The 1,114-nt window shown below is 67.0% G+C and carries 1 protein-coding gene; it reads right to left on the reverse strand.

Going from position 1 to position 1,114, the window contains the following annotated elements:
* The coding region (locus tag ACZYRU_RS26870; protein ID WP_488960171.1) for an IS481 family transposase at positions 1-994 on the reverse strand (994 nt) is incomplete at its 3' end.
* Positions 995-1,114: the final 120 nt, after the last annotated feature.

Raw genomic sequence — 1,114 nt, forward strand, 5'->3', positions numbered from 1 at the left:
TGTGATGTCCGGGGAGGTTGGTCAGCCGGGTGACCGGTGGGCGGCCTCCAATGGCGGAGTGGGCGCGGTGGTGATTGTAGAAGTGGAGCCAGGCGGGCAGCGCGGCGTTGCGTTGCTCGGTTGACTCATAGAGCCGGGCGTAGGCCCATCCGTCGGCGAGGGTTCGGTGGAAGCGCTCGATCTTCCCGTTGGTCTGGGGCCGGTAGGGCCGGGTCCGCTTGTGGCTGATGGCGAGCTCAGCGCACGCGTCGCGCCAGGCGTAGGACCGGTAGGCCGAGCCGTTGTCGGATAGGACTCGTTCGATGGTGACGCCGTGATCGGCGAACCAGGCCACCGCACGCTTTAGGACGCCGATCGCGGTGGCGGCCTTCTCGTCGGTACAGATCTCGGCGTAGGCGATGCGTGAGTGGTCGTCGATGACGGTGTGCACGAACGCGGTCCCGATCAATGGTCGATAGTGCTTCCCGCGTTCGCCTGTGCGGAGTGCTGTCGCGATGCCGTTGGCTCGGCTCTGTTGGCGGCTGAGGAACTTGTGCCCGCCGCCGTCGGGGATGTTGCCGAACTTGGTGACGTCGACGTGGATCAGCGAGCCGGGGTGCGGATGCTCGTAGCGTCGCAGCGGCTCCCCGGTAACGCGGTCGATGTGGGAGAGCCGGTTGATCCGGCAGCGGACGAGCACGGCGTGCACGGTCGAGGCCTGCATGCCGAGCTGGCCGGCGATCTGGACCGGACCGAGTCGCTGGCGCCATCGCAGTCGCACGATCTGGCGTACCACCTCCGGCCTGGTCCTGTTCGGACACGTCTTCGGTCGTGAACTGCGGTCGACCATCCCGCCCGGGCCTTCGATGCGGTAGCGGTCGGCCCATTTCTTCGCGGTGCGTGGGGCGACCATGAACATCTTGGCCGCTGCAGCGTAGGTCCAGCCGCGGTCGACGACGAGCTGGGCGAGCCGCAAACGGGCGCGCGGGGTCAGGGCAGCGTTAGCGTGGGACACGAGGGCCTCCGGTCAGTGAAGCGTTGAACTAGACAGCTCCACTTCACAACCGGAGGCCTTCGTCTGTCAGACAGGCTCACCGGTGCCGGGCGGTACAACCTCCCTGGACATCACAACTAG

This window comes from Nocardioides sp. F233, from assembly GCF_057813895.1.